Below are 22410 nucleotides of genomic sequence, written 5' to 3'. Positions count from 1 at the left end.
CGAAACCAGGACATTACGATACGCCGTCGCGCCAACTGCCGTCCATGCGGAGCATGGCAGGCATATCGGCTATAGGGCGGGGGCGATTGAAGAGGTAGCCCTGAGCCTCGCCGCAACCCTGCCGGCGAACGAGGCTCAATTGTTCGGCGGTTTCGACGCCCTCGGCCGTGATCACCATTCCGAGCGCCAAACCGAGATCGGCGATCGCCTTGACGATGGCGGCACAGTCTTGCCGCTCGCCGAGTTCGCGGATGAAGGATTTGTCGATCTTGATCTTGTCGAACGGGAACGACCGCAAGTAACTCAGGGACGAATAGCCGGTGCCGAAATCATCCAGCGCGATGCGGATCCCGACATTGTGAAATTCATGCAGCAAGGCGGCCGTGACCTCGTTATCGACCAGCAGCACCGATTCTGTGATTTCGACCTCAAGACGCGTTGGTGGAAGGCCCGAATCCGCGAGCGCCGCCCGGACGACCCGCAACAGATTTCCGGCTTTGAACTGAACCGGCGATAGATTGACCGCCACACCGATCTCCGCAGGCCAGGCGGCGGCATCGAGACAGGCTCGTCGAATAATCCATTCGCCGAGCGGAACGATCAGGCCGGATTCTTCCGCCAGGGGGATGAAATCGATCGGGGAGAGCAAACCGCGTTCGGGATGCTTCCATCGAATTAACGCTTCGAAGCTCTTGATGACGCCGGTCTCGATCTCGATCAACGGTTGATAGTAAAGCTCGAACGCTTCATTCGCGATGCCGGCTCTGAGATCGATTTCGAATTGGCGGCGCAATTGGACCGGGATGTCCATCGCATGTTCGAACAGCCGGAACGTATTGCGACCGCCCGATTTCGCTCGATACAGCGCGAGATCGGCGTTTTTGATGACGGCTTCGCTTGTCAAACCGTGCGCCGGACAGAACGCAACGCCGATACACACGCCGATCACGATTTGATGTCCGTCGATATCATAGGGGTTGGAGACCGCGTCGATCAGGCGAAGCGCCAACACGGTCGCCTGCTCGGCCGTGCTCGATCCGAATTGAAGCACGATGAACTCGTCGCCACCGATGCGGCTGACGAAGTCGACGTCCCGCAAACAGCGCTTCAAGCGTGTCGTCACCTCGATCAAGACCCGATCGCCGACCGGATGACCCAGGGTGTCGTTCACGGTTTTGAACGCATCGAGATCGAGGTATAGAACCGCAAGTTTCTCGCCGCGCCGCACGTCTCCCATGGCGTCCTCGAGACGCTCTCGCAAAGCGATCCGGTTCGGTAAGCCGGTCAGGCTGTCGTGGTTCGCCAGATAGCGAATGCGAGCCTCCGAGCCCATCGCAGCTGTTACGTCCTCATGCGAGGCGACGTAGCCGCCGTGCGGCATGGGGTTATGCGTGATGCGGATAGTGCGACCATCCTGCAGTTCGACGCGGGTGCTGGCGGCCTCGCCGCGCGTTTGCGCCGCCATCGTGACATCGAAATAGGTCTGCAGGCTGCGAGGCCCGCTATTGATCGTGGCGCGATACGCGAGAATGTCTTGCAGCGCCGTACCGGGACGAAGAAGGTCCTCGGGAAGATTGTAAAGCTTCCGATAGGCCGGATTGCAGAGGATAAGCCGATTATGCTCGTCGAACATGCATAGCCCATGTGGCGAATTGCTAAGCGCTGCGTCGAAACGATCGTTTTGCGCCACGAGAGCACGCTGTGTGTTGAGTTCTTCCGAAATGTCCCGACAGGTTATAATATACCAACCATTCTGTTCGGTCGGAATACAGGACAAGGACAGCGTTTTACCACTTGCGGTGGTTCGTTGATGCTCGGTCGCGAAAGGCGAGATGAAGCGGGTCTCCCATCCCGACCGCGCCTCGTCGATCGTCAGGCCTGGGTAATATCCGAGCTCGAATGCCGAGTCGATCAGCGCAAGACTTGCTGTTCCGACGTGGAGAACGTCTTGCGGATATCCGACGAGCGTTTGAAAATGCTCGTTAAAAGCAAGAATGTTTCTGTTTTGGTCGAGAAGCAGAAAGCCTTGTCGGGTTTGATCGAAGCAGGTTCGGAGGAGCGCGACACCACGCTCGATATCGATCGTCGTCTCGGCGCAATTGGTCACTTGGCGAGGTCCTGATATCAGTCGCGCATCCTCACCGATGCCAGGCGGTTGAAAAGCATCAATATCGTCAAAGCTTAAAATCAAGCGTGAGCTTACACTGGGAACGCGTTGCATGCCATCAGAGTTCGGCACAATCGGCCTAAACCATTGCACGGTTAATGCCGCTGGCTTCTCGCATGCAGCTAATGCGACAGCGGGACGTTTGACCTGGGCGATCAACGGAAAGAGCGGGCAATGTTTGAACAGGGTCCAGTCCTCGTAGATGCGGCGCTCAGGTTGAAGAGGACGATCCTTGACAAGCTCACGCTATGTTTGGGGTCGACCAGCGAGACCCGCCGCAGCGATCGGGGGAAGGCCATCCGGATCGATATGCTCCGCACGAGCCCCGATCGGCAGCCATGAACGAGCATGACGACACGAGCGGACCCACATCGTCCAGCGCCAGCGACCATCTGACAAAACCGGCTTTGTTGATCGTCAACACGAAAAGCCGAAATGGCGCGGCGGCCTCGGATCGTGTGTATGACGCCCTGAAAACGGCTGGCATTCCGGTCCGCCGGGAGGCCTGCGAAGAGGCGTCTCAAGTGTCGGCCATGATCCGCCTTCTTGCGAGCGAGGTCGACCGCGTGGTGCTTGGCGGGGGCGATGGAACGCTGAACGCGGCGCTGCCCGGCCTGCTCCATACGGGTCTTCCACTCGGCATCATCCCGCTCGGCACCGCCAACGATCTGGCTCGCACCTTGGGACTTCCGATCGATCCCGTCGCAGCGGCTCAGGTGATCGCGGCGGGCAACAGCAAACGGATCGACATCGGCAAAGCCAATGAGGTTCCGTTCTTCAACGTGGCCAGTATCGGGTTCGGGGTGGATCTGACGCGCGCGCTGACGCGAGATGCCAAAAAGCGATGGGGAACGTTAGGGTATTTGGTGGCGGGCGTCCGCGCGCTCCAGCGTCTGCGATCCTTCACGATCGAGATCGAGCAGGAAGGCACCGTCCAGCGTGGCCGCACCATCCATCTCGCGATCGGCAACGGCCGGCACTACGGCGGGGGCATGACGGTGTCCGAAGACGCCGCAATCGACGATGGCCGCCTGAATGTCTACAGCCTCGAGGTCCGCAAGCTCTGGCAATTGATGTTGGTGCTGCCCTCGATGCGGCATGGCCGGCAGGGACGGTGGAAAGAGGTTCGCACCTTGGCGAGCGCCGATATCACCGTTCGGACCCGCCGCGAACGGTCGGTCAACACCGATGGTGAAATCACCACGAAGACACCGGCGCGGTTTCGCGTACTGCCGCGCGCTATCGAGGTCTACGTGCCGTGAAATCGGCCGGTCTTCGACGGTCGCGCGATGCGATCGAGCCTAAACGGCCGGACGGCAGCGGTCGCACAGCCCTTCGAGCTCGACCATCTGGCGCTTGATCGTGAACCCGCTGTCGGTCGCGACGGACCGAAGCACGCCATCGAGCGCGTCGCTGTCGATTTCATCTGTCCGCCCGCAGGTGGAGCAGATCAGCAAAGCCCCATGATGATGATGCCCCGGGCAATCGCAGCGCGCGAAGGCGTTGCGGCTCTCGATCTTCACGACGAAACCGTTCTCGGTCAGAAAATCGAGCGTGCGATAGACGGTCGGCGGACCAATTTGGCGGCCCTGGACTCGTCCGAGTTCGTCGATGATTTCATAGGCGGTCAGCGAGGCGGGCGCGCGGGCCAGGATTTCGGTCACCTGACGGCGCAGGGCCGTCAATTGGAGGCCCCGCTTGCCACAGAGTTCCTCGACGCGATGCAGCCAGCCGCCGGTCACCTTCGGCTCATGAGAGTTGACGTGGGACGTGGACACATGACCCTCTATGTTGCCGAACCGGACCGAGCCGTTGGGTCTCTCGGCTCAGGTCGTCGATCGCATTCTGGCGTTATAGCATGACATGGAGAGCGTGAGTGCGCTCGTCCAGCCACTCGAGCCAAAATGATACCTTGTACGGTGTAATGTAATAACCTAACAGTCTGGGCCCGGCGCCCGTCGATGGCGCCGCCCCCAGGAGATCCCTATGCGAGCTTCCCTTTTGGCCGCCGTCGCGATCCTCGCGGCGTCCTGCAGCGTCGCGTCAGCGACCAATGCGCCCATCACGATCGTGGCGGCTGAAAATTTCTACGGCAATTTGGCCCAGCGAATCGCAGGCCCTCAAGCGACAGTGACCAGCATCCTATCGAACCCCGACCAGGACCCGCATCTGTTCGAGTCGGACGCATCGACCGCGCGGGCCTTGACGGACGCCAAGACCGTGATTTCAAACGGCGCGGATTACGATCCTTGGATGGAAAAATTGCTAAGCGCCTCAAAGGCCAAAGACAGGATCGAGATCGTCGCGGCCGATCTCGTCGGGAAGAAGCCCGGCGACAATCCGCATCTGTGGTACGATCCTGCCACCATGAAGGCTGTGGCCAACAGGCTTGCCGATGATCTGGGGAAAGTCGATCCAGCCCATAAGGCTGAATTTGACCGGCGGGCCGAAAGCTTTGTGGCCGGACTAAAACCGCTGAAAGCCAAGATGGCCGAGATCAAGGCTCGCTTTGGTGGCCAACCCGTGACGGCGTCCGAGCCGGTGTTTGGCTACATGGCCGACGCGCTGGGTCTCGATATGAAGAATAAGGCCTTTCAGCTTGCCGTGATGAACAACACCGAGCCGAGCCCGGCCGACGTCGCAGCCTTCGAGGACGACCTCAAGGGTCACAAGGTCAAAGCCATGCTGTACAACAGCCAAGCCGACGATCAGGCAGTCAAGCGACTTGTCGGGATCGCCAAGGAGGCGCATGTGCCGGTTGTCGGCGTCAGCGAAACCGAGCCGGCTGGCAAGACTTACGAGGCATGGATGCTCGACCAATTGACCGATCTCGAAAAGGCCCTGGCGAGCCCCAAACCTTGACAGCGATCAGCTTCGATCAGGTCAGGCTGTCGCTCGGCAAACGCGTCATTTTATCGGACGTCAGCTTTGCGATCCGACCGGGCGAATTCATCGGTTTGCTTGGCCCCAACGGGGCCGGCAAGACCACGTTGATCCGCGCGATCCTGGGTTTGGTCGCGCCGTCCCGTGGCACCATCAGGGTTATGGGCGCCCCGGCGTCACGCGGCAATCGGGCGGTCGGCTACATGCCGCAGCATCGCAAGCTCGCCTCCGGACAAGGCCTCACCGGCTGGGATTTCGTTGCGAGCGCGGTTGGGGGATGGCGGTGGGGCCTGCCGACCCTCAATGCGACGGAGCGCGAGGATGTGGCCTGGGCGCTCGATACTGTCGAGGCGTCAGGCCTCGCCCGCCGCCCGCTCGGAAGCTTGTCGGGGGGCGAGCGTCAGCGTCTTCTCATTTCGCAGGCATTGCTCGGACGGCCCAAATTGCTGCTGCTCGACGAACCGCTGATCAGCCTCGATCCTCATCATCAGCAAAGCATCGTCGATCTCGTGATGCGATTGCAACGGCAGTTCGGCATGGCGGTGCTGTTCAGCGCGCATGAATTGAACCCTCTGCTGAACGCGATCGATCGCGTCTTGTATCTCGGCCAGGGGCGGGCGGTGCTCGGCGATGTCGAGACCGTTGTGACCGCGCCGATCTTGTCTTCGCTTTATGGGTCGCCGATCGAAGTGCTTCGTCTCGGCTCGCGCATCTTCGTGATGAGCGGCGGCATCGAGGCCGAGACCGGTGCTCATCAGCACGACCACGACCACGACCATGACGATCGTCACGGTCACGATCATCACGCGGCTCATGGCGTCGGAGCGGTTCGGCACGATGCTTGACTACGAGTTTATGCGAACCGCTTTCATGGCGTCCGGCGTGGTCGCCATCCTGTCGGGAATCGTCGGCTACTTCCTGGTGTTGCGGGGTCAGACCTTCGCGGGCCATGCCCTGTCGCACGTCGGCTTTACGGGCGCGACCGGCGCGGTGCTGCTCGGTGTGTCGCCGTTGGCGGGCCTCGTCGGCTTCACGCTTCTGGCCGGCGTTGCGATGGGGGCCTTGGGCGAAAAATTAGCGTCGCGGGATGTCGCGGTCGGGATGATGTTGTCTCTCGCGCTCGGCTTCGGTCTGCTATTCCTGCATTTCTACACCGCCTTTGCGACCCAGGCGACGGCGCTGCTGTTCGGCAATGTGCTGGGCGTCAGTTCGTCCGCGCTGCTCAGCCTGGTGATCCTGGCGGCCTTGAGTTTGGCGGCGCTGGGCGTGATGGCGCGGCCTCTGCTCTTCTCGAGCCTCCAGCCCGAACTGGCCGAAGCCAAGGGTGTGCCGATGCGCTTGCTGTCGGTTGCGTTTCTGGCGGTGGTGGGCGTTGCGGTCGCCGAGTCGGCTCAGATCGTCGGAGTTCTGCTGGTCTTTACCCTGATGGTGGGTCCGGCCGCCGCGGCTCATAATTTGTCATCGCGCTTCGGCATCGGCATTGCGCTCGCGGCCGGCCTCGCCTTGATCGAGTCCTGGGGCGGTATCGTTCTGGCCTGGTATACGGATTGGCCGACGAGTTTCTGGATCACGATCCTGTCTGGCGTGATCTACCTTGCCAGCGTCGTGGCCGGACCGCTGCGCCAGATCATGGCACAGCGGGGCTTCGCAAAGGCGCGTTAACGCGTCGTCTTAACGGTTCGTCGGGGGCGAATTGGCCTCGATCGCCGTGAAGGTTTCCATGATGCGATAGGTGTGCTCGGCCCCTTTCGGCACCACCCATGATGATCCGGGTGTGAGCACAGCGGAGTCGCCTTCGATGGTGATCTCGGCGATGCCTGAAATCACGTAACCCACGGTTTCGTAGTCGCTGCGAATCGGCTCCTTGGTGATGCCGGCGGGTTCCGCGTCCCACATCCGCATCGAGATCGACTGGCCTTTTGCGAGATGGCGCTCCCCCGACTTGCTCTTGCGGGTGTGCTCCGCGTCGATGATCTCAATGTCGTGTGCCATGGTCCCGTCCTTACACGCCGAAAAGAAAGACAACGCGACAGCACGCGCCAGGTTTCTATCGGTCTCGATAGTTGTGACGCAGCGAAGAGAGCGCGCCTAGCCCTAACTTGAGCATGGAATCGTGCCGCGGTCTCAGAGGCGTGCCGCGTGCCAGGCGATATGCTCGGCCATGAAGGTCGAGATAAACGCAAAGGAATGGTCGTAGCCGTCGCGCATCTGCAGGGTCAGCGGCACGCCTGCGGCCGCACAGGCGTCTTTCAGCAGCCACGGCTTCAGGCCATTGTCGAGATATGGGTCGGCGTCGCCCTGATCGACCAGAAGCTCACGAAAGCGGTGTCCATCGGCCAGCAGCAAGGTGGCGTCATATGGCCGCCACGCCGCCTCGTCCGGTCCAAGATATTTCTCCAGCGCCGGGCGCGACCAGAACGACGTCGAGGGCTGCACGATCGGCGCGAAGGCTGAACAGCTCTTGTAACGCTGCGGGTTTCGCAGCGCGATCGTGAGCGCGCCATGGCCACCCATCGAATGCCCGAAGATTCCCTGCCGACCCATGTCGGCGGGGAAATTGGCGGCGATCAGGGCCGGCAACTCCTCCGTCACATAGGAATACATCCGATAATTGGTCGCGTAAGGCGGCTGCGTCGCATCGAGGTAGAACCCGGCCCCACAGCCGAATTGCCAATTGTCCGGCTCGTCCGGAACATCGGTCCCGCGCGGGCTCGTGTCGGGCGCCACGACGATGACACCATGCCGGGCCGCCGCCGCCCGATACTCCCCCTTGTCGGTCACGTTGGCATGCGTGCAGGTCAGACCAGAGAGAAACCATAACACCGGCACCGGCCCATGCGCCGCCTGGGGCGGAACGAAGACCGACACCGTCATGGGGCAGACGGTCGATATCGCCGCATGTTTATAGACACCCTGCTGACCACCATGCGCCTTCGCGATCGAGACCGTGTCCATCAAAACACCACGACGGAGCGGATCGACTTGCCTTCATGCATCAGGTCGAAGGCCGTATTGATCTCCTCGAGCGGCATCGTATGGGTGATCAGATCGTCGATATTGATCTTCCCCTCCATGTACCAATCGACGATCTTCGGCACGTCCGTTCGGCCCCGCGCGCCGCCAAAGGCCGAGCCGCGCCAGTTGCGCCCGGTAACGAGTTGGAACGGACGGGTCGCGATCTCGGCCCCGGACGGCGCGACGCCGATCACGATGGAAGTGCCCCAACCCCGGTGGCAGGATTCGAGCGCCTGCCGCATGACATTGACGTTGCCGGTGCAATCGAATGTGAAGTCCGCGCCGCCATCCGTCGCATCGACAATCGCGGCCACAACCTTGTCGGTCCCCACCTCGTTCGGATTGATGAAATGCGTCATGCCGAATTTCTTGGCGATCTCGACCTTGGCTGGGTTGATGTCGACCCCGATGATCTTGTCGGCCCCGACCATGCGGGCGCCCTGGATGACGTTGAGCCCGATGCCGCCGAGCCCGAACACCACGACATTGGCACCCGGCCAGACCTTGCCGGTATAGACGACAGCGCCGATGCCGGTCGTGACGCCGCAGCCGATGTAGCAGATCTTGTCGAAGGGAGCGTCCTCGCGGACTTTAGCGACCGCGATATCGGGCAGCACCGTGAAGTTCGAGAAGGTTGAGCAACCCATATAGTGGAACAAAGGCGTCGTGCCGCCACCCGCCGGCTCGCAGGAAAACCGGCTGCTCCCGTCCGGCATCACACCCTTGCCCTGGGTGGCGCGGATCGCGGTGCAGAGGTTCGATCGCTGGCTGAGGCAGGTTTTGCAATTGCGACATTCCGGCGTGTAGAGCGGAATCACGTGGTCGCCGACCTTCACCGACGTTACCCCCGCGCCGATCTCGCGCACGATCCCCGCGCCCTCATGTCCGAGGATGACCGGGAACAGCCCTTCCGAGTCGAGCCCCGAGAGCGTGTAGGCATCGGTATGGCAGATGCCGGTCGCCTTGTTTTCGATCAGCACCTCGCCGGCCTTCGGTCCTTCGAGGTGGACCGTTTCAATGGTAAGCGGCTGATTGGCGCCCCAGGCGACGGCGGCACGGGTCTGCATGGTCGTAATCTCCGATAGGGGACGAACGAAACGGCCGGGCGCGGGCCCGCGAACCATCGAATTACCTGAAATGACCGGTTGGCGTATAGAGGGCGAGCAAACACGATCGGCCGAACGCGAAGGACACTCACTGCATGGCGTGGACATGGGCTTGGGTCGCGATATCGATGCTGCTGCCGGTTGGGGCGCCGGCCTGGGCCGATCAGCCGGATGACTTCATCGTCCAGCAGGTTTGCGTCGATGGTGCCGACCGAGCCGTGACCGGCGATCCGGCTCATTGCGGCAAACGCCGCAAGCTCCGCGTCGGCGAAGCCATCCCGTATCGCCGGGTCGATGCCGGCAATTGGCAGGCGCTGTATTCTTATCCCGTGCGCGGCCTCGATGGCGAATATCGGGCCGTGGCCGAGAAGGTGTTTGGTGGCAACGACACGAGCGGCTCCTATGGCGATCTCGGCATCCGCAGCGGCTACGATCTCCTGAATGTCGGGCCGGATTATATTTCGGGCATCCGCACCAGCGATCCGGGCGGCGGCGACCAGATTTTCTGGCGCAACGTCAATTGCGAACGAACCGACGGCTGGATCATGTTTCCGCCTGGCCTCAAGCGCGGGCAGCGCGGCGAGGCGCGCTCCACCCTGAAGATCACGCCGGGTCCGTCGACCGCCTGTCCGCGCATGAAATTGCTGTTCATCGCGCCGGATTTAACCACCTGGGAGCGCCCGCTGGAGCCGATCCACTACACCAGCGGCAAGGTGCTCGACACGATCACGTCCGAACATTTCGCCTATGGCGACCCCGAAAATCCCGCGCACGACAATGACAGTATGGAGAAGTTTTACTTCACCCGCGAATATGGCTTTTCGCGATGGGAGGCGTGGGAAACCCCGGCCGGGTGCCAGAAGCGCGCCGCCAAGGCCGGCAAGCCCGTGGCCGACCTTTGTACCCCATCGCCGCTGACGATGTGCAACGGCGACAATCAGGCCACCTTCTTCGGCAAAGCCTATCTCCGGCTCGATTGCCGGGATTCGACCTATTACGTCGCCACCGCGGACAAGCCGTTCAATCCGCTCGTCAATGATGCGGCGCCGGGCGATGTGTTCAACCGCAACCTTGTGACGAACGGAACCATCGCGGATGGCCGCAAAGGGTGGCGTGCGGAGGGCGTGGGGCAGCGCCTCGATGTCGCTCGCGATCCGCGCACCGGCAATGCGGCCCTCCGGATCGATTGCGTCGATTGCTCCGGGGCCGGCGTCGGGCAGGAGATCGTCGTGCCACCGGGCCGTGCCGCGACGGGGCTGCATTGGGGCGCGTCGGTCGAGAGCCAGAGCGGTGCGCCTGTCTTGGCCAAACTCGTGCTGACGCTCCACCCCGATGGCCAGCCGCCGCAGCGGATCGAACATGCGGTCACCGTCACGGGGCAATGGACCAGCCTTGGCTTCGACATTCCTTGGCGCGGCGGTGCGGAGGCCGACACGCCGGCCACGATCGAACTGCTGGTCGACGGACATGCCGACCTGATGGTCGACGATCTCTATGTGGCGCTGCTCGATAAACCGTGACGGTCGCGTGCTTCGCTGCGCGCCCTCGCGGCGTTAGGGTGGGTGACAAGGCGCGAGGCGAACGGAATGCATGACGTGCGGATCGGGATCGGTGGTTGGGATTTCGCGCCTTGGCGCGGATTGTTCTACCCGAAGGGACTGAAGAAAGCGGAGGAACTCGGCTTCGCCTCCGCCCATCTGACCTCGATCGAGGTGAACGGCACCTTCTATCGGACGCAGACACCCGAGACCTTCCGGTCCTGGCGCGACGGCACGCCCGATAGTTTCGTGTTCTCGATCAAAGCCAATCGCGCCGCCGCCATCCGCAAGGACCCGGCCGAGGCCGCCCCCGCGATCGCGCATTTCCTCGGCTCGGGTGTGACGGAACTCGGCGACAAGCTCGGCGCGATCTTGTGGCAGTTGCCGGGTGGCCGAAAATTCGATGCCGAGGCGTTGCCCCGCTTTCTCGATCTGCTGCCGGCCGAGCGAGACGGGATCAAACTTCGCCATGCGCTGGAAGCGCAGCATGAGAGTTTCGGCACCGAAGCGGTCGCTCGGCTGCTCTCCGAGCGCGGGATTGCCCGCGTGATCCTCGACAAGGAGGGCGTCGCGCCGCGCGAGGATATTACCGCCGATTTCGTCTATCTGCGCCTTCAGGGGACTGTCGACGAGCAGCCCGCCGGCTATGAACCCGAGGCGCTCGACGCATGGGCCAAGCGACTGAAGACCTTTGCTAAAACGCGAGACGTCTTCGCCTATGTGATTTCGGGTGCCAAGCACCGCGCGCCCGCCGCCGCCATGGGGCTGATCGAGCGCGTCGGGTAGGCGAGCCGCGTCAAGCGGCGGCCAGCAGACCTTCGACCGGCATCTGGGTCGCGATCGTTTCGGCGACGATCTGCGCGGTGGCGGCCGACAGGGTCCAGCCAAGGTGCCCATGTCCGGTGTTATAGAACACCCCCGGCCTCCGGCCAGCGCCGACGCGGGGCAGCATGTCGGGCAGCATCGGGCGCAGACCGGCCCAAGGCACGACCTTCTCGGTATCGATGGCGGGAAACAACTGGCGGGTCCAATCGACCAGCGGCTTGATCCGGTCGGCGCGAATATCGCGGTTATACCCGTTGAACTCGGCGGTTCCGGCAACCCGGAATCGATTGTCGCCGAGGCGGCTCGTCACGATCTTGGTGGCATCGTCGAGCAGGCTGACGGTCGGCGCAGCGCGGCGGCTCACCTCGTCATCGAGCTGCACCGTGATCGAATAGCCTTTAACGGGATAAATGTTGACCCGGTCGCCAAGGCTCGCGGCGATCGCCCGGCTGCCGACGCCGGCGCAGATCACGACCCCGTCGGCCTGCACGGTTTCGATGACCTTCGGCTCAATGCCGATTGCCGAGGCCGGGCTCCATTGGATCGTAACGCCCGAGGCATCGGCCGCCACGCGATCGACGTCGGCATCATAGACGATCCGGGCGCCCTGGCGGACGCAGGCTTTGGCCAAGCCGGTCGTGAATTTGTGAATGTCGCCGGTCGTGTCGCTGGCCGTGTAGAAGCCGCCGAAATAGCTGCCGTGGATCGTCGGCTCGATGCTGCGAATTTCATCGGGCGAGACGGCCCGTCGCTCGAGACCACCCTGGCGCAACAGACCGTTGACCTTGTCGGCATGGTCGAACCCGGCCTTGTCGCGATAGATGTGCAGGATGCCGCGCGAGACAGCATCGAAGTCGATATGCTCGCGTTTTGCCATGGCGAAGAGATGGTCGCGCGCCAGGATCGCGAGCCGCGTTGTCTCGATCGTGTTGCGCTCGTAATGCGGAATGGCGGCGATGAATTCGGCCATCCAAGATAGTTTGTGCCAGCTCGGCTTGGGGTTGACGAGCAGGGGCGCCGACCGGGTCATCATCCACTTCATCCCCTTCAGGATGGTGGACCAACCGTTCCAGACTTCGGCATTGCTGGCCGAGAGCTGTCCGCCATTGGCGAAGGACGTATCCATCGCGGCGTAACGTTGACGGTCGAAGACCGTGACCGCATAGCCGCGTTCGAGCAGCGCATAGGCGGTGGTGATGCCGGTGACCCCGGCTCCGATGACGGCGATGTGGCGCATGAGAGGATAACTTCCGTAGACAGGTGGACCAGAAAACAGCCGTCGAGCGGCCGGCTTTCGCGATCCCCATCTGTCACGGGTACCTGAGAGTTTACCCGCGGCGCTTGTCCGACGTCAGTCGGGCAGAACCATCGAGCTTCCCCTTCGGCGGACGCAGTCAAGCGCCTCTCTCCAGATTGTCCTCGGATGCGGTCCGTTTGCCTGAGAGTTTCCGGGGTGGTTGCTCCGTCGGCGCCTCGTCCTGTTCTGTCGAACTGGACGCGATCTCTCCCGCATCTTTGTTTGATGACAATTCGACGGTCTCATGGTTCGCTACTTTCCGCAACCCGATAGGTGAGGCATTCGGCACGAATGATAGGCACGTCGCGCTTGCCGGGGCGGCAACCGGCTCGCGCGTGATGCTCCACACCCATGTGGCGGGCGCCTCTTGTGAAGCAGTGGAAATCCGGTTATGCACCAGCAGATCGATGCGGCGGATGTATTTCGGAGCTGTATCGACATTGCGCTTTGCGCCCGCGCCCATCGTCTAGCGGTCTAGGACGTCGCCCTCTCACGGCGAAAACAGGGGTTCGATTCCCCTTGGGCGCACCAGTCATTTCAATGGCTTACGTCGCGAAATTTGACGGCTTCGTGCATCGTACGGAAAATATACGGAAAAGCTGTGTTTGAACGAGGACGAACGGCAACGCACTGGCGGCCTAGCAGCAGCTTATGGAGGCGGTTGGCGTCGAATTCGCTGACGGCCAGCCCGGCGTGCGGTTGAGGAAGCCGCCGTGAGCACTTACCTGGCTGCGGAAGCGAAGCTTTTGACAGGCTTTAATCCTCGCGAGTAAGGCGATCCATCAGCAGTGAGCGGCTGCGGAAGTGTCGGCTCACCGTGTCGGGGGTCACGCCCGCCAACCTCGCAACTGTCGTTCGTTGGAGAAGGTTAATGCCGCCGCGGGCGTAAATCAGCTGAGCCGCAGTGATGATGCGAGCACGATCGCTGGTCTCTGAGCTACAGCTCGGAGTGTCCGAAAAGGGGTCGACCATTGCTCGCTAGCTCTTCTCAATGTATCGCTCAAACCGGAAACGAACGCTGGCGTATCGATTTGGAACGATTGTTGATTGATGAGCCTTGAACTGCACTCGAGATGCCAGACGCAGTGCTGACGGGCTGCACCACTGGAGTGGCCACTATCTTATGGAAGCACCGATCACCCGATACGGCGAGCAAGCGCGATCCCGGCGTTCGGCTGAGGACGGCACCGTGACCCTCACCTGCGGCCAAGTGAAAGCCGCTCGTCTGCTCCTCAAGTGGTCCATCAACGGACTGGCCAGCCGGTCGAACTTAAAAACTAATGCGATCGTCCTCATCGAAGCTCGCGACTCATATGATCCCATTTCGGCCATAGCGGAAAAATCGTTGCAGCGGGTGTTCCGAGCAGCTGGGATCGAGTTCGTGAATGGCGAGCAGCCGGGGGTAAGGATTACGGAGCCGACGTGATCAGATATCGCCTCTACGAATGACCGCTGTTTCGGCAGATCCTCGAAGACCGTGCTGCATCGTGGCGTGTGTTCACGTCGGCCTGGGCAGTCGGCCGACAAGATGTTGATCAGCACTGTCAGTGGCAGATCAAGTCCTTGCCGGGCAAGCAGTCCCGCTACGTTTAGGACGCCTCTCCGGCCACATGGTTTGCAGATGATCGCGACCGAGGACCTGGTAGATTTTTCCATCCTCGGCATGTGGTACTCGGCAGTAGGCTGCAGCATAGTCCTGCCGACGCTGCCGCGTCGTCTAAACTCGAAATCGATCGCGGCTCAAGCCAAGTGTAAGGCTGGTTTCGACCGATAGCGCGGAAACCATAAGGTGAAAGTGGTTCCTTGGTCCTCGGACGATGTGACCTCGATCGTCCCGCCGTGGGCTGCAACGATCTCATTTGTTATGTAGAGACCAAGCCCCAAATTCATCGACGCATGCTGACCCGTCTTTGCGGTCGCGCGGGTCAGGGGGTTGAAGATCGAGCTTATTCTTTCAGCAGGAATCGGGACGCCTCGGTTACTAATCGTCAACGTAACCGACTCCCTGTCGCTCGCGATGCCCACTTCGATCGAGGTGTCCTTGAAGCCATATTGACAAGCGTTACCGAGCAGGTTCGAGAAGACCTGCCCGATTCGGGCCTTGTCCCATTCACCCTTCAGGCTGCCGGGCGAGATATCAAGTTTAATATCTCGCGACGGGTTCACGGCCCGAGTCTCGTCAACAAGCTGATGGGCGACGTAGCCAAAATCCATAACGGATCTGATGATTGCGAGTGAATTGCCGAACCGCGCTCGCGTGACGTCAACGAGGTTGTCGATCAGCGCGTTGATGCGTCCGGCACTGTCGGACATGTTCCCCAGGAGCATGATTTGCCGTTCGTTGAGCGACCCCAAACGCGACATCAACTCGGCCGACAACGTGATCGCCTGAACGGGACTGCGAAGGTCATGCCCTAGTATGCCGATGAAAAGGTCTTTCGACCTCAGAACTTCGTCGGTGTAGTAGGTCACGGACTCCGTCAATTCTTGATCGATCGCCTCGTTGAACCTCGTCAGATCCTCGAAATCTTTCTCGTCCATCAGAGGGTTCGTTCTCCTCCAAAGCTTGATCACGCTAGCCCGCAAGGCCCGGTACTCGGATGTGATCTGGCCGATGTTAAAGCCACCCGAAAGACGCAGTGCTGCGTGAGTTTCCGCAGCCGTACTATCAGGTTTGCGGGCCTTGTTTCCCATAGACTTTATCGTCTCTTCCTTAGGCGTCTGTTCCGACTGGATATCGACGACGACGAATTGCAGGATCTGATGGATGTGATCCCGCAACGCCAAGGGGGTCATACCGTCGGATGTCGGCGTCAACGTTCGAGCGAAGTTTTCCCATTCGGCAACGATCGGAGTGATGTTCTCGGACATGAAGGCGGGAAGCCGTCTGCGACCCTCGCGCGTCTCTACGCTTGGCGGCGTTACGACGGTTTCTGAATTTGGCATCACGGAAATCCTTCTACCAACTCGTACCAACCATCAGCCGCTAGGGGCGTATGTCATGTTCAGCGATGGCTCACTGGGCTTGGAAGGCCCGCTGAAACTCGAGGTCGCCTCGTTCACGTTACCCGGCCGCGCTGCAGACTGTGACGCGCGACGTGTAAGAGAACGGTCATGCACAACGAAGTGTACTGAACGTCTCCGCGATCAACCATGGATTGCGTCTCACTCGGTCTTCTCGATTAAGAACATCAGAGTCCCAGTCATGACGCGAGCGCCTGCCGCATCGCGCACGTTGACCCTGATCTGAACGCCGTCTCGTCTCAATGACATGCTCGCCGCCATGCGGAGGACCATGTGACAGGCAAAATCTCGGGCCGCATCAAGGTCAGCGAGTTCTGTGCCGACCTCATCCGGTACGATCTTGCCGTCATGGACGTCGAAGAAATATAGCGGCATAATCGACCGTTCGGTTGTCGCAGCAAATGGAACATCCGTGTCAGCCTTATGTCGTACGTCGCAACGCAACGACGAGGGGAAAGGCGTCGCTCCGACCGAAGCTAATTCGAATATGCACTATGCGAATTAGCAGTGAAGCCACACAGCGATGCTCGCCTTAGTCTTAAGTTCGTCGTCTTCGATAAGTCAAAAAAAGACGTACCCAACCGTAAGGAAGAAAATGCCGTGCCAATCGAACAGATGACCCCAACTCCGAGGGCGGCAGACGCCCGAGCCCGAGACACGGCTGTTAGTGTCGAAGAAGCAAAGCGTTTAGATCGCGTCAGGTCTGTCAGCGGTTCTCACCGAACGAGTGGATCGATCTCCACGCCTGCAAAAGACGCACCAGATGTCACCGCCATCGGCGAAAAACACCGCTGACTATCCGATCACGGTCCGGCGATGGTGATAATCTGATCATTGTCGCCGGCGTCCCCGCTGCTTGACCTTTCGCCGGACCCGAGCACAGTGCCCAAACGGGACACCTACGACCGAAACTCGTCCAAGCCGTTCGCCGCGGGCCAGTCGTCGAGCCACCGCGGAGGCCAGATCGCCGCTGCTCGTGACAAGATCCTCGGCTTCGGTGCGCGCCCTAGCTTGGCCGACACCCCATCGATTGACGCGCTTTATCCACATGTCGGTAGCATGCAGCCTGAGCGCCGGTGAGGCAATGCCGCGGGCAGAAACTGCCGCGCTATAAGCAACTATCGCTGCTGCTCCATCGCCTATATCAACCAACAGAGTTCACCCGGCTTAACTTCGGCCGTCCGCCTTAGACCCACAAGCCAGCGAAGGTGATCGTCGCCGTATAGATCGGGCGGCTGTCCTCGTCGCGAACAAACACCGTAAACACTTGTTTGTCGCCATCCTTCGGGATCTCGTCCTTTGCGATCGATGGCAGTGCCCGCATCGCTTCGCCGCGAACGTCCGAGACATCTCCCAACTCAAGCCCAACCTTATCGATACGCATAACGCTGTCGTGTATGTCGAAGAAGAAACGAGGCATCACTTCCTCTGATTCTGAGTTGGTTGATGTAAAGCTACAGTCCGAAGCACTGAATAGTTGCTGTACGCATGCGGACCAAGAGCGTTCGGCACCGACCTCCTCCGTATCGATGCTCGGCCGGATCATGGTCGGGCCCTTCACCCCGTCAAAGGTGACCCTGGTAGAGCGGTCGTCGCTAACCGCATTTGACGATCCGCGATCGGTTGTGAGTCATGGCGAGCCCGACGCCATGATGATGAGTGAGCAGGGCACGCGGGACGATCCTGATCGAGCCTAATCGCTCCCGCGGCCAGCATGGTTCAAGCCGCAGCGATTGCCTTCTCGATATCGTGGATCGAGTGTCCCGTGAGGTCCTTTGCGATCTCGCCCACCAGCACTGCCGAAAGCTGCTTGCTGTAGTGCTTACGCAGTTCGCCGAGAGCTCTTGGCGAGGCGATGACCACGAGGTGCTTGATCTTTCCCGAGACGGCCTCCTTGTTCAGCATGGCGGCCACCCCTGCCGAGTGGCTATCCTCCTCGACCTGGCCGTGATCGGGGTTGGCGGAGCTAAGATGATGCCGACCTCCCGATCCATGATTATCCTGTTCGACTTTCGGCTCTTGCTCGGCGGTCAGCTTCGGGTTGCCCTCGTGCCCGGTATTACGGAACACCTTGAGCTTTTCGCCATCGGCAACGACAATCGTCGCTCCATCGGGAAGATGCATCGAAAACTCCTTGACGCCATCAAGGTCACAACGACCTGATCTGAGGCAAAGAACGCCTGCGAACTCAATTAGGTGCTCAGATCACCCGCCTGCCGGACTGCTCACCGTTCGACACGCGCCGGCTGTCCTCACGCCACGCATCTTACCGGCATAAGCGGCGAGGAACGGCCCCGCAATGTGGTGGTAGATTGTTCGAACGTTTGCACGCCCCGAGGTTGATGCAAACGATGATTACAATTTGACGACTGTACCGTGTAAGGCAAGCAAGAGGTCAGACTGTTCATCCTGAAGCGCTTCGCAAACGCGTATAACGAGGTCGGGGTTAGTCCGGCTGGCAAAACCGTGTTTCTCAAGAACTTGGCGGAAGGTACGATCAAACCCGTGCCCCTTACGCGGCGTAATCGCATAGGTGATCCCGAAGTTTGGTTCGGGCAGCAAGGTCAGATCGAACCCTGCCAACCGAAGATCGGCAATGTAGGCGCTTGGTTGAAAATTCGAAAGGCTGTGGTAGGTCGGCAAGTAGGCTACTGCCGAAGCGGTATTGGTCGACATGATGCGGGTTCCTAAGTTTGATTTCGGATTACCGGCCCGGCGTCCGGGAGAAGGTCAGGCGGGTAGATGGCATCGGCCCATTTCAAGGATTTGACGATTGCTGCAAGCTCTTCTGCGATCGTTACTGACTTTCCGCGCTTCTGAATGGCTTTCGTGGCGGCTAGATAGGCCTCGGCGATCTGGCGTTCGACTATGCTACTCGAATGATGGCGGCGTGGTCGTAGGTATTAGCGGGAGTGAGTAGCAGGGGATCTTTAATCCATCTATAATCGACAGATAAATTTATAAGATACGGATTGGATGTTGTCAATCTATTTACGATGTAGTTGACGAAAATAGATAGATGGGTCATGTGAGAACATGATCACTCCCGCGCAGTGCCGTGCAGCTCGAGCGCTGCTCAATTGGACACAAGACCAACTTGCGAAAGCAGCCACGGTCGGCATCGTCACAATTCGACAATTTGAGGGTGCGAACGCGGACCCACGCCATGCGACGCTTGTGGTGATCACTCGCGCCCTTGAAGCGGCTGGGGTCGAGTTTATTCCTGAAAATGGCGGCGGGGCGGGGGTGCGTTTGCGGATGGCTGGAGCGTAGCCATGGTAGCCCGGATGCACCACTACGTACCGCAGTGTTATATGAAGGGATTTGTGACAGATCGCGATAAGCCCCAAGTCTACGCGGTCGATTTTCGCACACAGCGGGCCTTCGTTTCTCACACGAAAAACGTCGCGCAGGAGCGCGATTTCAACACGGTCAATGTCGAAGGGCACCCTTCCGATGCCGTTGAAAAGGAGTTCGCGAAGTTCGAAGGCGAGCTCGATGTTGCTCTGAGGCGCATCGCAGAAGCGCGATCGATCGAGAGCCGCGATGACATGAACTACGTATTAAACCTGATCGCTCATATGGCCTCTGCCAACCCGGAGCGGAGGGAAGCAACGCGCCAGCTTCATGAGGACATTATTAAAATGATGATGGATCTTGCCAGTGCGACGCCTGAACGATGGGCGTCGCAAATGCGGCGAGCCAAAGCGGCGGGAGCCGTCCCCGCTGATGCCGAGCTTGACCACGAGCACGCCCGGAAGTTTCAGACGGACGCCTATAGGGTCGATGTCACGACGGAAGCGCATCTTGGGTTCGAGGCCGAGGCCTTTGACACCATTCTAGGGCTGCTGGCTGACCGCAAGTGGATGCTAATCCGTGCGCCTTTAAAAACGACAGGGTTCGTAACGTCAGATCATCCCGTATGTCTTATGTGGTGTAACCCGGCGTTGCGGGGCAACCGTATGCACTCGCCTGGCTTTGATCGGCCCCCATCGGGTGGTCCGGGTTGATTGTTAGTTCATGGTCGGCCTGGGCGCCACCCTGAGCATGGCCGGCGGAGATGGTCGGGGTTTCGCAGCCGGCCATGCGGCGAAGGCGGGCACGAAGACCTCCGGCGCCGGGGGCTTGTAGCCGATTGATCCGTGCGGGCGCACAGTATTGTAATGCCTTCTCCAGCTTTCGATGATGACCTGAGCTTCCTTGAGCGAGTAGAAGATCTCTCCGTCGAGCAGCTCGTCTCGGAAGCGAGCGTTGAACGACTCGACGTAGCCGTTCTCCCACGGGCTGCCTGGGGCAATATAGGCGGTCTTTGCTCCAACCGCCGTGATCCAGTCTTGCACAGCCTGGGCGATGAACTCGGGGCCGTTGTCCGAACGGATGTGACCAGGCACGCCGCGCAGGATGAACAGGTCGGACAGAACGTCAATGACGTCGGTCGAGTTGAGCTTGCGCGCGACCCGGATGGCCAGGCACTCCCGGGTGAACTCGTCGACGACATTGAGGGTCCTGAACTTGCGGCCTTCATGCGTGCGATCCTCGACAAAGTCGTACGACCAGACGTGATCGCGGTGCTCGGGCCGGAGGCGAATGCAGGAGCCGTCGTTGAGCCAGAGACGTCCCTTCTTCGGCTGCTTGGCCGGCACCTTCAGCCCTTCGCATCGCCAGATGCGCTCGACCCGCTTGTCGTTTACCAGCCACCCGGCATCGCGCAGCAACGCCGCGATCTTGCGATAGCCGTAGCGGCCGTACTGCCGCGCCAGCTCGATGATGTCGCCCGTCAACGCCTCTTCGTCGTCAAAGCCCCGCGGCGCCTTGCGCTGCGTCGAGCGGTGCTGACCGAGCGCCGCACAGACGCGGCGCTCGGAGACAGGCAAATGCTGTCGCACATGCTCGATGCAGACGCGCCGGCGCGCGGGGCTCAGAAGTTTCCCGAGGCCGCCTCCTTCAGAATCAGCTTGTCGAGCGTGAGGTCGGCGATCGCCTTGCGAAGCCGCATGTTCTCCGTCTCCAGCTCCTTCAGGCGCTTGACCTGGTCAAGCTTCAAGCCGCCGAACTCCTTCCGCCACCGGTAGTAGGTGACCTCGGTCACCCCGATCGAGCGAACCGAGTCCGCAACGGTCTTCCCCTGTGAGACCAACACGTCGACCTGACGCAGCTTGCTCACGATCTCTTCAGGCTTCGGTCGTCTTCCCATCGATCCATCCTCCAGGCTCGAAAGCCATACATCGGGATGGACCACTTCAAGGGGGGACGATCAGCTTCGGCTTGAAGAACACGCAGATCCTGGTGCCGCTCAGCAGCGACTTGGCGATCGTCGGCGGCTTCGAACTGAAGCCCGGTGTTGTGATCGACATTGATCCGGCACACCTGGCGAAGATCAACGGCTCGATCATCCTGCATGCAGCCCATCAAGTGTATGCCAAGGATGAGGAGTTCGGCTACCTGCTCCGCCACCATGACGGGATACAGCGAGGCTCCAATCTTTTCCGTGACGCTTTCTTTGGGGGCCGGGCCGAACCGGCTCGATCAGCACCCGTCTCTACGTAGGAAGCGCAACAAAGCCCCGGCCGAAAGCCCGGGGCTTTCTGCTATGGTGGGTACACTGTCTAAAGTGATGACAGGCGAACGAGGGTGGAGAGCCGCGTGGCCGAAAACGTCAAATCGTTATCAAGCCAAGAGATTTTCGAGGCACTCAGAACCGGAGGTCGGGTAGTCAGATTCGCATATAGCTATTCGGTCATAATCTTGACCTTCACCCGTAGCACAGACCCCTACCTAGTTCGTGCGTCGGATAGCGTGCTGACGGCGGGCCTGCCGTGGACGGTGTTGACCCTACTCGCCGGCTGGTGGGGACTACCCTGGGGACCGATTAAGACAATCACGTCTGTCCATCGCAACCTCACGGGCGGCATTGACCTCACCGATCATTATCGAAGCAGCCTGGAGCGGCACTTTCAGGCGTGAAAGCCCTTGGTGTTTTTGCTACCTAATACCGCAGATGTTCATGCCGGCCCCCTTGAAAACGAGACGTTTAATATAGTTCTGGGGCTGCCACTGTTGAAGGGACAAAGATGATGGTTGGGGATCAAGAGCAGTTCGACGCCGATGGTGGGAACCGCAATTTTGTAGCGACTATGAACCGTGAGGAAGACAGCGAACCGCTCGTGGTCCGCTTCGTGGCCTATGACGACATCGGGCTGCCTGGGCGGACCATCTCCATAGAGCTGCGGTCCTGCACCGAGTTCGCGGACGCTGTGACATTGGCCAACTTGCTCAATACTGTAGGGCTCACCCTTCGCATCGAGAACGATCCGCGTGCCAAGCGAAGACCAACTCGGCGCACCATGGTGACGCTGCAGTGAATAGCCCGGGTCCAAAATATAGGGCTTCGAAAGGGAGCGTAGGAAGGCTTCGTCCGAGGCAGTCGGAAGTTTGCAGCATGCCCTTGAGGCCGCCGGCGTCATCTTCGTAGCTGAGAACGGTAACGGGCCAGGGGTCCGGCTCAGGAACGCGACGTGGGTGCGGCTCGGAACATCGGCGTCTTGCTCTTCCATT

The 22410-nt window shown here is 60.5% G+C and carries 23 protein-coding genes, 1 tRNA gene, 1 pseudogene and 1 riboswitch; of the genes and pseudogenes, 13 read left to right on the top strand and 12 right to left on the bottom strand.

Going from position 1 to position 22410, the window contains the following annotated elements; genetic code table 11:
• Positions 1 to 13: 13 nt before the first annotated feature.
• On the bottom strand, positions 14 to 2107 hold the full coding sequence (locus EY713_RS00795) for an EAL domain-containing protein (RefSeq protein WP_165490978.1): 2094 nt from the start codon (positions 2105 to 2107) through the stop codon (positions 14 to 16).
• Between the two features lie 398 nt (positions 2108 to 2505).
• Here EY713_RS00795 and EY713_RS00790 point away from each other — a divergent pair, with 398 nt between their 5' ends.
• Positions 2506 to 3429 (top strand): lipid kinase, encoded by a 924-nt coding sequence (locus EY713_RS00790; protein WP_131113121.1) that lies wholly within the window; start codon positions 2506 to 2508, stop codon positions 3427 to 3429.
• 39 nt (positions 3430 to 3468) lie between these two features.
• Here EY713_RS00790 and EY713_RS00785 read toward each other — a convergent pair whose 3' ends face one another.
• Positions 3469 to 3945 carry a Fur family transcriptional regulator gene (locus tag EY713_RS00785; protein WP_131196379.1) on the bottom strand — a complete coding sequence of 159 codons (477 nt, stop codon included), beginning with the start codon at positions 3943 to 3945 and terminating at the stop codon, positions 3469 to 3471.
• A gap of 208 nt (positions 3946 to 4153) precedes the next feature.
• Here EY713_RS00785 and EY713_RS00780 point away from each other — a divergent pair, with 208 nt between their 5' ends.
• From EY713_RS00780 to EY713_RS00770, 3 genes are read left to right on the top strand one after another with little or no spacing between them, the layout of a single operon-like run.
• Positions 4154 to 5029 carry a metal ABC transporter solute-binding protein, Zn/Mn family gene (locus tag EY713_RS00780; protein ID WP_131113119.1) on the top strand — a complete coding sequence of 292 codons (876 nt, stop codon included), beginning with the start codon at positions 4154 to 4156 and terminating at the stop codon, positions 5027 to 5029.
• Complete coding sequence (locus EY713_RS00775) at positions 5026 to 5895, top strand: metal ABC transporter ATP-binding protein (protein ID WP_210215298.1); 870 nt, start codon at positions 5026 to 5028, stop codon at positions 5893 to 5895. Before EY713_RS00780 ends, EY713_RS00775 begins: the two co-directional genes overlap by 4 nt.
• Positions 5828 to 6712 (top strand): metal ABC transporter permease, encoded by an 885-nt coding sequence (locus EY713_RS00770; RefSeq protein ID WP_210215297.1) that lies wholly within the window; start codon positions 5828 to 5830, stop codon positions 6710 to 6712. Before EY713_RS00775 ends, EY713_RS00770 begins: the two co-directional genes overlap by 68 nt.
• A gap of 9 nt (positions 6713 to 6721) precedes the next feature.
• Here EY713_RS00770 and EY713_RS00765 read toward each other — a convergent pair whose 3' ends face one another.
• The 3 genes from EY713_RS00765 to EY713_RS00755 all read right to left on the bottom strand — a co-directional run bounded on the left by EY713_RS00765 (position 6722) and on the right by EY713_RS00755 (position 9132).
• Positions 6722 to 7042, bottom strand: a complete 321-nt coding sequence (locus EY713_RS00765) for a cupin domain-containing protein (RefSeq protein WP_131113117.1) — start codon at positions 7040 to 7042, stop codon at positions 6722 to 6724.
• Between the two features lie 132 nt (positions 7043 to 7174).
• Positions 7175 to 8005, bottom strand: a complete 831-nt coding sequence (gene fghA, locus EY713_RS00760; protein ID WP_131113116.1) for an S-formylglutathione hydrolase — start codon at positions 8003 to 8005, stop codon at positions 7175 to 7177.
• Complete coding sequence (locus tag EY713_RS00755; protein ID WP_131113115.1) at positions 8005 to 9132, bottom strand: S-(hydroxymethyl)glutathione dehydrogenase/class III alcohol dehydrogenase; 1128 nt, start codon at positions 9130 to 9132, stop codon at positions 8005 to 8007. The genes fghA and EY713_RS00755 overlap by 1 nt, the downstream gene beginning before the upstream one ends.
• Positions 9133 to 9266: 134 nt before the next feature.
• On the opposite strand from EY713_RS00755, the gene EY713_RS00750 reads away from it, so the two are divergent.
• Complete coding sequence (locus EY713_RS00750; protein ID WP_131113114.1) at positions 9267 to 10691, top strand: hypothetical protein; 1425 nt, start codon at positions 9267 to 9269, stop codon at positions 10689 to 10691.
• 66 nt (positions 10692 to 10757) lie between these two features.
• Positions 10758 to 11495 carry a DUF72 domain-containing protein gene (locus EY713_RS00745; protein WP_131113113.1) on the top strand — a complete coding sequence of 246 codons (738 nt, stop codon included), beginning with the start codon at positions 10758 to 10760 and terminating at the stop codon, positions 11493 to 11495.
• Between the two features lie 10 nt (positions 11496 to 11505).
• Here the strand turns inward: EY713_RS00745 and EY713_RS00740 are convergent, their stop codons facing one another.
• A complete protein-coding gene (locus EY713_RS00740; protein ID WP_131113112.1) occupies positions 11506 to 12771 on the bottom strand; it encodes a D-amino acid dehydrogenase in 1266 nt (421 codons plus the stop codon).
• 179 nt (positions 12772 to 12950) lie between these two features.
• Positions 12951 to 13054: riboswitch (glycine riboswitch) on the bottom strand.
• A 232-nt stretch (positions 13055 to 13286) separates the two neighbouring features.
• On the opposite strand from EY713_RS00740, the gene EY713_RS00735 reads away from it, so the two are divergent.
• Positions 13287 to 13362, top strand: a tRNA-Glu gene (locus EY713_RS00735).
• Between the two features lie 658 nt (positions 13363 to 14020).
• Complete coding sequence (locus EY713_RS00730; RefSeq protein ID WP_131113111.1) at positions 14021 to 14257, top strand: hypothetical protein; 237 nt, start codon at positions 14021 to 14023, stop codon at positions 14255 to 14257.
• A gap of 314 nt (positions 14258 to 14571) precedes the next feature.
• On the opposite strand, the gene EY713_RS00725 is transcribed toward EY713_RS00730, so the two are convergent.
• The 5 genes from EY713_RS00725 to EY713_RS00705 all read right to left on the bottom strand — a co-directional run bounded on the left by EY713_RS00725 (position 14572) and on the right by EY713_RS00705 (position 18531).
• Positions 14572 to 15777: a sensor histidine kinase gene (locus tag EY713_RS00725; protein WP_210215296.1), complete on the bottom strand. Its 1206-nt coding sequence runs from the start codon at positions 15775 to 15777 to the stop codon at positions 14572 to 14574.
• A 219-nt stretch (positions 15778 to 15996) separates the two neighbouring features.
• Entirely contained in the window at positions 15997 to 16230 is a 234-nt protein-coding gene (locus EY713_RS00720) for a DUF6894 family protein (RefSeq protein WP_131113110.1), read from the bottom strand.
• A gap of 811 nt (positions 16231 to 17041) precedes the next feature.
• The gene (locus EY713_RS00715; RefSeq protein ID WP_342635971.1) at positions 17042 to 17401 is read right to left on the bottom strand and encodes a DUF6894 family protein; all 360 of its coding nucleotides are present in this window, start codon (positions 17399 to 17401) and stop codon (positions 17042 to 17044) included.
• A 173-nt stretch (positions 17402 to 17574) separates the two neighbouring features.
• Positions 17575 to 17979 carry a host attachment family protein gene (locus tag EY713_RS00710; protein WP_131113109.1) on the bottom strand — a complete coding sequence of 135 codons (405 nt, stop codon included), beginning with the start codon at positions 17977 to 17979 and terminating at the stop codon, positions 17575 to 17577.
• Positions 17980 to 18210: 231 nt separating this feature from the next.
• Entirely contained in the window at positions 18211 to 18531 is a 321-nt protein-coding gene (locus tag EY713_RS00705) for a hypothetical protein (RefSeq protein ID WP_131113108.1), read from the bottom strand.
• A gap of 599 nt (positions 18532 to 19130) precedes the next feature.
• Here EY713_RS00705 and EY713_RS00695 point away from each other — a divergent pair.
• A complete protein-coding gene (locus EY713_RS00695) occupies positions 19131 to 19865 on the top strand; it encodes a DUF4238 domain-containing protein (RefSeq protein ID WP_131113106.1) in 735 nt (244 codons plus the stop codon).
• Between the two features lie 3 nt (positions 19866 to 19868).
• Here the strand turns inward: EY713_RS00695 and EY713_RS00690 are convergent.
• Positions 19869 to 21049, bottom strand: a protein-coding gene (locus EY713_RS00690; protein ID WP_131113105.1) for an IS3 family transposase whose coding sequence is annotated in 2 segments (ribosomal slippage) — positions 19869 to 20788 and positions 20788 to 21049 — 1182 coding nt in all. Because the reading frame shifts where the segments join, the coding sequence is not laid out codon by codon here.
• 71 nt (positions 21050 to 21120) lie between these two features.
• Between EY713_RS00690 and EY713_RS00685 the strand changes: the two genes are divergently transcribed.
• The 4 genes and pseudogenes from EY713_RS00685 to EY713_RS23500 all read left to right on the top strand — a co-directional run.
• Positions 21121 to 21402 carry a hypothetical protein gene (locus EY713_RS00685; protein ID WP_131113104.1) on the top strand — a complete coding sequence of 94 codons (282 nt, stop codon included), beginning with the start codon at positions 21121 to 21123 and terminating at the stop codon, positions 21400 to 21402.
• Between the two features lie 198 nt (positions 21403 to 21600).
• Positions 21601 to 21819 (top strand): hypothetical protein, encoded by a 219-nt coding sequence (locus EY713_RS00680; RefSeq protein WP_131113103.1) that lies wholly within the window; start codon positions 21601 to 21603, stop codon positions 21817 to 21819.
• A gap of 107 nt (positions 21820 to 21926) precedes the next feature.
• The gene (locus EY713_RS00675) at positions 21927 to 22217 is read left to right on the top strand and encodes a hypothetical protein (protein ID WP_131113102.1); all 291 of its coding nucleotides are present in this window, start codon (positions 21927 to 21929) and stop codon (positions 22215 to 22217) included.
• 70 nt (positions 22218 to 22287) lie between these two features.
• Positions 22288 to 22362 (top strand): annotated as a pseudogene (locus EY713_RS23500) (transcriptional regulator); the annotation flags it as partial.
• Positions 22363 to 22410: the final 48 nt, after the last annotated feature.

This window comes from Lichenihabitans psoromatis (genome assembly GCF_004323635.1).
GTDB classification, from domain to species: domain Bacteria; phylum Pseudomonadota; class Alphaproteobacteria; order Rhizobiales; family Beijerinckiaceae; genus Lichenihabitans; species Lichenihabitans psoromatis.
This window is presented reverse-complemented; position numbering and strand designations above follow the sequence as displayed.

What these genes read in the sequence shown, in the direction of transcription:
- EY713_RS00790 (WP_131113121.1), top strand. Translation starts at nt 2,506, where the DNA reads ATGAACGAGCATGACGACACGAGCGGACCCACATCGTCCAGCGCCAGC.
- EY713_RS00780 (WP_131113119.1), top strand. Translation starts at nt 4,154, where the DNA reads ATGCGAGCTTCCCTTTTGGCCGCCGTCGCGATCCTCGCGGCGTCCTGC.
- EY713_RS00770 (WP_210215297.1), top strand. Translation starts at nt 5,828, where the DNA reads ATGACGATCGTCACGGTCACGATCATCACGCGGCTCATGGCGTCGGAG.
- EY713_RS00765 (WP_131113117.1), bottom strand. Translation starts at nt 7,042, where the DNA reads ATGGCACACGACATTGAGATCATCGACGCGGAGCACACCCGCAAGAGC.
- fghA (WP_131113116.1), bottom strand. Translation starts at nt 8,005, where the DNA reads ATGGACACGGTCTCGATCGCGAAGGCGCATGGTGGTCAGCAGGGTGTC.
- EY713_RS00755 (WP_131113115.1), bottom strand. Translation starts at nt 9,132, where the DNA reads ATGCAGACCCGTGCCGCCGTCGCCTGGGGCGCCAATCAGCCGCTTACC.
- EY713_RS00750 (WP_131113114.1), top strand. Translation starts at nt 9,267, where the DNA reads ATGGCGTGGACATGGGCTTGGGTCGCGATATCGATGCTGCTGCCGGTT.
- EY713_RS00745 (WP_131113113.1), top strand. Translation starts at nt 10,758, where the DNA reads ATGCATGACGTGCGGATCGGGATCGGTGGTTGGGATTTCGCGCCTTGG.
- EY713_RS00740 (WP_131113112.1), bottom strand. Translation starts at nt 12,771, where the DNA reads ATGCGCCACATCGCCGTCATCGGAGCCGGGGTCACCGGCATCACCACC.
- EY713_RS00725 (WP_210215296.1), bottom strand. Translation starts at nt 15,777, where the DNA reads ATGCCAAATTCAGAAACCGTCGTAACGCCGCCAAGCGTAGAGACGCGC.
- EY713_RS00720 (WP_131113110.1), bottom strand. Translation starts at nt 16,230, where the DNA reads ATGCCGCTATATTTCTTCGACGTCCATGACGGCAAGATCGTACCGGAT.
- EY713_RS00715 (WP_342635971.1), bottom strand. Translation starts at nt 17,401, where the DNA reads ATGATCCGGCCGAGCATCGATACGGAGGAGGTCGGTGCCGAACGCTCT.
- EY713_RS00710 (WP_131113109.1), bottom strand. Translation starts at nt 17,979, where the DNA reads ATGCATCTTCCCGATGGAGCGACGATTGTCGTTGCCGATGGCGAAAAG.
- EY713_RS00705 (WP_131113108.1), bottom strand. Translation starts at nt 18,531, where the DNA reads ATGTCGACCAATACCGCTTCGGCAGTAGCCTACTTGCCGACCTACCAC.
- EY713_RS00695 (WP_131113106.1), top strand. Translation starts at nt 19,131, where the DNA reads ATGGTAGCCCGGATGCACCACTACGTACCGCAGTGTTATATGAAGGGA.
- EY713_RS00675 (WP_131113102.1), top strand. Translation starts at nt 21,927, where the DNA reads ATGATGGTTGGGGATCAAGAGCAGTTCGACGCCGATGGTGGGAACCGC.